1 protein-coding gene is annotated in these 7,801 nt (G+C 41.2%); it reads right to left on the bottom strand.

Annotation, left to right across the window (positions count from 1 at the left end; genetic code table 11):
- Positions 1–426: 426 nt before the first annotated feature.
- A complete protein-coding gene (locus BWD121_RS00595; protein ID WP_078662939.1) occupies positions 427–7,773 on the bottom strand; it encodes a YadA-like family protein in 7,347 nt (2,448 codons plus the stop codon).
- Positions 7,774–7,801: the final 28 nt, after the last annotated feature.

The raw sequence follows: 7,801 nt of genomic DNA, 5'->3' as shown, positions 1-7,801 counted from the left end.
GGGGTGTTTAAGAGAGTATTTTATTTTTCAAAAACGTTATTTAGAAAGCTAAACGTAACTAATGGGGTGTGTTCGTTTTATATCTCCTTAATTAAAGTAATTAGTCTGAGTGTAGTGTTTGCTTTTACGTGTTTACGGAAAGCAACTTGGCTTTATGTTAAAGGGTGCACACGGACGAGTAAATAGAAAATTAAGGAAGTTTAGCTCTATTTGTTAAAAGTGAGTTCTTTGTAAAGATTGAAATGTGTTTTATTTCCAAGTGAATCTATGGGGTAAACCCAGTGGTTTTGTGCGGTTTTTCGTAATAATATATCAAAAGAAAACTGTGGATAAGTTTTTTCTCCATAAAAATGCCTTATTTATTTAAGCTGATTTTATCCAAATCATACCTTTGGTATATGGCATTTAATTCTTAATGTGGTGTTATTAATTCAGTGCAAACCTTATTCCTGCTCCTATACCCCAGTGACCACCTGCAGTTGTAGCGGAAAGGTTGGAACGAATATTTCCGTTTTCAGATGTATAACCAGCACCGAAAGCCAATGCAGATTGACCGTGCCAGATGCCGCTACCAAATGCAACACTGAATTTTCCCGCTTTATCATTGTAGCGTAAGTTAGAGACAGCTAAACTAATAGCTGTCGCTTGTCGTGCCTCTTTTTGAGCTTTTTCGATATCAGAGCTTAAAGCGTTAAACTGCATATCAGTATAAGCGTTGGCTCGTATCACGATATCCTTAGGTATATTCTCTATGTTTTCTATATTCCCTATTTTTTCATCTGTATACTTATTTGCGTCTGCAAGAACAAGGTCCATTTGTTCTTTGGTATAATCATGCAGTTGACCGCCATTGACTGCTTGTTTTGAACCTTCTTCGACTTTACCATCTGCAACATTGTCAATGACCACAGGGTCACCGTCTTTACCCCCTACTAACGTGATGCTATTGATTCTGTTGCCCTGTTTATCTTTGTCATAGGTGACAATTCCACCCATAAAATTATCAACCTTGTTTTCAACGTTGCCAAATTTCTCATTCGTCTCCCAAAGCTGATCACCCGTAACCATATCAGTGGAATCCTTGCTAATGTTACCATTGGCCATATTGGTAATCTTACCAGGCTGACCATTATGGCTAGCGCTATAGGCATCTTTGTCGGCATCCCAATTTAAACTACTAGAATACTCATTTTCAACCTGTTGAACACGATTATTGAAACCAGACATACCGTTATTAACAGCATCAAAGGCTTCAGCTACATTATGATATTGTTGTTCGCCACCCTTGCCTTGTGCACCAAAGTTTGTAATCATAAATGTCGGCTCTTTCCATTGGCCATCATACTCAGCACCACCACCAAAATATCGTGCAATCGTAGTGTTTATCTCATGAAGCTGTGCACCATTCACTGCTTGTGTTGAATGTTCCGAAATATCTCCATCTTCCAAATTAGTAAGCTTGCGTAATCCTTCACTACCGGCAATGGAGATCTTAGCACCCTCTACATCCTTACCAATCGTGATTTTTGAACCTTCTTTCACTACAAGGCTATTATTTATCGTACTCGTGACATCCTTAACATCAGCTACAAGAGCCGTCAGCTTTTCATCTACACCTTTAAACGCATTTTCAATACCTGTACGCTCTTGATTTTGAATTTCATACGTCGGTTGTTGATCTTTAAGGACATCTACATCATCACCTAAATAAGCACTAAGATTCTTATTAAAGGTTGCAATATCTGTCTGCACACCCTCAGCACCGCTATTCAACTTCTCAATATACTGACCAAACTTATAAAGCTGCCTACCTGAAACCGCATCTTTCGAGCCTTTTGCAACTTGACCCTCTGCAACACCAGAAAGAATACGAGAATCTTCTTTTATGTTAGTAATTTTGATCTCATCACCACCAGTTTCGGCACCAATCGTGATTTGCTTTGACACAAGATCTTGTTTTACAAGCTTCTCACTCTCCATTCTAGATTCCAAGCTACTCGTCGCCTCACCAACCTTTACAGAAAGGTCTGCTAACTTCTCACCAACACCTTCAAAGGCAGAAGCAACATCATTATACGAAGTATCCTGAATTTTATACGTTGGCTGTTGACCCTTCAGTACGTCTGCATCACCACCTAAATAAGCATTCAGATTCTTATTAAAGGTTGCGATATCTGTCTGAACACTCTCAGCACTGCTATTCAACTTCTCAACATACTGACCAAGCTTATAAAGCTGCTTACCTGTTACCGCATCTTCTGACTCTGCTGAAAGCTCTGCCTCTGTAACACCAGAAAGAACACGAGACCCCTTTTCTTTGTTGACAATGGAAATCTCTTCACCATCTACATCTTTACCAATAGTGATGGCATGCAATTCATCTTTTTCGACAAGCTTCTCATTCTTTAGTCTCGTTTGTACACTCTTTTGTGCGCTTTCAGCCTTCGCTGAAAGTTTTTTAAGCGATTTACTCACACCTTCAAAGGCGCTTCCAATATCACTATACCCATATTGTTGAATGGTATAAGTAGGTGCTGTACCTTTCAGTACATCGGCTCCTCCTCCTAAATACTCATTCAGATTCTTATCAAACCTGGCAATATCCCCCTGTACACCCTGAACGGTGCCACTCAACTTCTCAACATTCTGAATGGTCGTATAAAGCTGCTTACCTGTTACCGCATCTGTTGACTTGTCTGAAAGATCCCCATCCTTCAAACCGGTAAGTACACGAACTTTTCCTTCATTATTCAAAACGGAAATCTCATTACCTTCAACCCTTTGACCTATAGTAATGACATTCGTATCTTTCTCTTGCGTTACAAAATCGTTATATGTCAACGCGCCATCTTCCGCAACTTCAACCTTACCCAAAAGAGCCGTCAGCTTTTTATCAACACCTTCAAACGCGGCTTCAACACCATTATACGGCTTTGTCTGAATTTTATACTCCGGCTGTTTACCACTCAGTACGTCTGCTCCTCCCCCTAAAGACTTTGTAATATTAGCATTAAACTCTGTGATATTTTTCTGTACACTCTCAACAGTACTACTCAACTCCTGAACACTCTTATCCACTTTATGAAGCTGTGCACCTGTTACCGCTTCTGTTGACTTGTCTGAGAGATCCCCCTCTTCCAAATTGGTAAGTTTGCGTAACCCTTCACTACCGGCAATGGAGATTTCATCACCACCTACTTTAGCACCAATCGTGATTTTTGAATCTTCTTGCACTACAAGACTATCACTTATCGCACTCGCAGCATCCTTAACATCAGCCAAAAGAGCCGTCAGCTTTTCATCAACACCCTCAAAGGCACCTGCAATACCTGTAAGACTTTGACCCTGAATTGTATAAGTTGGTAGCTTACCTTGTAATACATTTGCCTTTCCTGCTAAAGACGCATTAATATTCGTATCAAGCTTCGTTACATCCGCCTGCACACTTTCAACATTTCTATCCAATTCCTTAACACTCTCATCCACCGTATGAAGCTGCTTACCTGTCACTGCATCCGTTGACTCATCTGAAAGTTTTCCATCTTGCAAATTGGTAAGTTTGCGAGCTCCTCCCGTATTGTTGGCAATGGAAATCTCATCACCCTCCACATCCTTACCAATAGTGATCAGACCCGACTCTTCTTGCTTGACAAGATTGTTCTTTTCCATATCGTTAACCTTGCCAGAAAGAACCGTCAATGTATCATTAACACCAACAAACGCATCTGCAATACCTGTACGGCCTTGACCCTGAATTTCATACTTCGGAGCTATATCCTTCAGTACATCTGCTCCTCCCCCTAAAGACTTTGTAATATTAGCATTAAACTTTGCGATATTTTGTTGCGCACTCTCAACAGTGCTGCTCAACTTCTCAGCATTCTGTTTAACATCATGAAGCTGCGCACCTGTTACTGCTTCTGCAGAATCTTTTGAAAGCTCTCCATCCTTCACGTCAGTAAGTTTGCGTAATCCTTCACTACCGGAAATGGAGATCTCGCCACCTTCTGTTTTACCACCAATCGTGATCTTATGCGACTCATCTTGCACCACAAGACTATTACTTATTATGCCCGTTACATTACCAATCCTATCAGAAAGCTGCGACAATGAAGTATCAACACCCTTAAAGGCAGTGCCAATATCGTTATACGGAGTATCTTGAATTTTATACGTCGGCTCTTTACCTTTCAGTACATCTGCATCACCACCTAAATACCGAGATATATCACTGCCCAGCTTATAAAGCTGCGCACCATTTACTGCTTCTGTTGAAACTTCTGAAAGAGCTCCATCCTTCACACCAGAGAGTATTCGAGCTGCTGCTTTACTGCCAAAAACTGAAATCTCATCACCCTCCACTTCCTTACCAATCGTGATGACATTCGTATCTTTCTCTTGCGCTACTAAATCGTTATATGTCAACGTGCCATCTTCCGCAACTTCAACCTTCTTAGAAAGTTCTGTCAGCTTTTTATCAACACCCTCAAAGGCACCTGCAATACCTGTACGCTCTTGACTCTGAATTTTATACTCCGGCTGTTTACCCTTCAGTACATCTGCTCCTCCCCCTAAAGACTTTGTAATATTAGCATTAAACTCTGTGATATTTTTCTGTACACTCTCAACAGTACTACTCAACCCCTGAACACTCTTATCCACTTTATGAAGCTGTGCACCTGTTACCGCTTCTGTTGACTTGTCTGAGAGATCCCCCTCTTCCAAATTGGTAAGTTTGCGTAACCCTTCACTACCGGCAATGGAGATTTCATCACCACCTACTTTAGCACCAATCGTGATTTTTGAATCTTCTTGCACTACAAGACTATCACTTATCGCACTCGCAGCATCCTTAACATCAGCCAAAAGAGCCGTCAGCTTTTCATCAACACCCTCAAAGGCACCTGCAATACCTGTAAGACTTTGACCCTGAATTGTATAAGTTGGTAGCTTACCTTGTAATACATTTGCCTTTCCTGCTAAAGACGCATTAATATTCGTATCAAGCTTCGTTACATCCGCCTGCACACTTTCAACATTTCTATCCAATTCCTTAACACTCTCATCCACCGTATGAAGCTGCTTACCTGTCACTGCATCCGTTGACTCATCTGAAAGTTTTCCATCTTGCAAATTGGTAAGTTTGCGAGCTCTCCCCGTATTGTTGGCAATGGAAATCTCATCACCCTCCACATCCTTACCAATAGTGATCAGACCCGACTCTTCTTGCTTGACAAGATTGTTCTTTTCCATATCGTTAACCTTGCCAAAAAGAACCGTCAATGTATCATTAACACCAACAAACGCACCTGCAACACCTGTACGGCCTTGACCCTGAATTTCATACTTCGGAGCTATATCCTTCAGTACATCTGCTCCTCCCCCTAAAGACTTTGTAATATTAGCATTAAACTTTGCGATATTTTGTTGCGCACTCTCAACAGTGCTGCTCAACTTCTCAGCATTCTGTTTAACATCATGAAGCTGCGCACCTGTTACTACTTCTGCAGAATCTTTTGAAAGCTCTCCATCCTTCACGTCAGTAAGTTTGCGTAATCCTTCACTACCGGAAATGGAAATCTCGTTACCTTCTGTTTTACCTCCAATCGTGATCTTATGCGTCCCTTTATCTTGATGCACAATGAAACGACCTTCCACAGCCTCAACTTGCTTAGAAAGACTTGACAATGAAGCATCAACATCCTCAAAGGCAGAGCCAACATCATTATACGGAGTATCCTGAATTTCATACTTCGGCTTTTCGCCTTTCAGTACATCTGCACCACCACCTAAATACCGAGATACACTACTACCCAACTCATACAGCTGCTTACCTGTCACTGCATCTGTTGACTTTTCTGAAAGATCTCCATTCTTCAAACCGGTAAGTGTCCGAGTTTCTTTACTTTTATTAACAATGGAGATCTTATCACCTTCAACTTCCTTACCAATCGTAATGACATTCGTACCTTTTTCTTGCGCGACAAGAGCATTACTGACCTCACCCGTAACACCCTGAATCTTCCCATCAAGTTCCGTCAGCTTTTCATCAACACCCTCAAAAGCTGCTTCAATACCTGTACGGTCTTTACCCTGAATATTATACTCCGGCTGTTTACCTTTCAGTACATTTGAACCACCACCTAAAGACTCATTAAGATTGCCTGCCAAGCTTGAAACACTACTCTCAAATTTCTCAACAGTGCTGCTCAACTCCTTAACACTCTTATCCACTTTATGAAGCTGCTTACCTGTCACTGCATCTGTTGACTCGTCTGAAAGAGCTCCATCCTTCAAACCGGTAATTTTCCTCTTATCTCTACTACTGTTAGCAACCGAGATCTCATCACCCTCTGCGTCCTTACCAATCGTGATGACATTCAACTCATCTTTCTGAACAAGGCCTGCACTTTCCATACCCTGAACTTGCTTAAAAAGCTCTGATAACTTATTATCAACACCCTTAAAGGCAGAGCCTACATCATTATACGGAGTATCCTGAATTTTATACGTCGGCTTTGTCCATTTATCACCATCCTCATATGCAGCTTCTCCACCCAAATACTTCGCAATCGTGGTATTCGTCTCATAAAGCTGTGAGCCATTAATCGCTTCTGTAGAAGCTTGAGCAATTGTTCCCTTTGCCACATTTGTAATACTTTTATTTCCAGCATCGATTCCACTAACATCCAACTTTGGACCATCACCTTTCACTGTAACACTCGATACTTTAAGATTCTCAGCCAAATTAAATGCGACTTTGTTACTGCTATCTATTTGAGTAATCGTAAGATTATCACCTTCAGAAACTAAATTGACACCGTTTCCATTACCAACTTTTATAGCATCTTCACCATTCACAGAGAGCTGCCAAGTGACACCTTCATCTTGTACCCATTGTCTTAACGCTTTCAGCTGTGCAACATTCACTGCATCGGTTTCTTCAGTACCAGCAGCAACTCCTGTAATTTGTCGTGATTGACCTTTTTTTCCATCAGCAATACCCAGTTCGCCAAGAGTACTCATCCATGTAGAATTCATTTTTTCTGAAGTGCCATTAGTTATAGGGTCATAACCAACAGCACGAGGACCACGAATCGCTCTAGCTTTGTATCCGAGAGCAATACCCGTTTCGTTACCCTCCGTCTCAGTCAGCTCACCTATGCATAGACTTTGCTCTTGGCCCGGACGACAAAGAAGACCGTCAATCACCCCCCTCATCTGTGTGCCAGCAACACGTGCACCCGTTGTATTGCCAGACCTCGTATTAACAGACCAGTTGATGGTATTATTTTCTTCTAACAACCAATCACTCGCCGCTGCATCTACATCAATTAAAGAACGTGCACTTGCACTCGTTAATACATTTACTGATGCATCAGCCCCACAACTACTCTCAAAAGAATAATCACCAGAACCATCAGATAACTGATTTTTGCTCAATTTCTTATACTGCTCTTTTACAGATACTTTCTTACCTAACCTTGATGAACTACGACTAACAACCTGATCCACCCCACAAGAACGATTACCATTAGCCACCCCAACACGCCCAGAACCAGCCTTATCACCCTTTGCAGAAACCTCACCTGCACTTACACTTTGAACTGTCGACCCCGTTGAAGAAAGATGAGAAGCAAAAACTGGAGAAACACTCGACAAAAGTGTAGCCATTACCACCCCTAATGAAATAACTCTAACCAAAGATACCTCACAAAGAGGCCTTTGAGCATTGAAGCTTTTGTCTTTTGGAGTGATATGTACTTTTTTCATAACAAATCTTTCAAAAAATAAAAAACAT

It is taken from the genome of Bartonella sp. WD12.1, from assembly GCF_002022415.1.
In the GTDB taxonomy this organism is placed as follows: Bacteria; Pseudomonadota; Alphaproteobacteria; order Rhizobiales; family Rhizobiaceae; genus Bartonella.
This window is presented reverse-complemented; position numbering and strand designations above follow the sequence as displayed.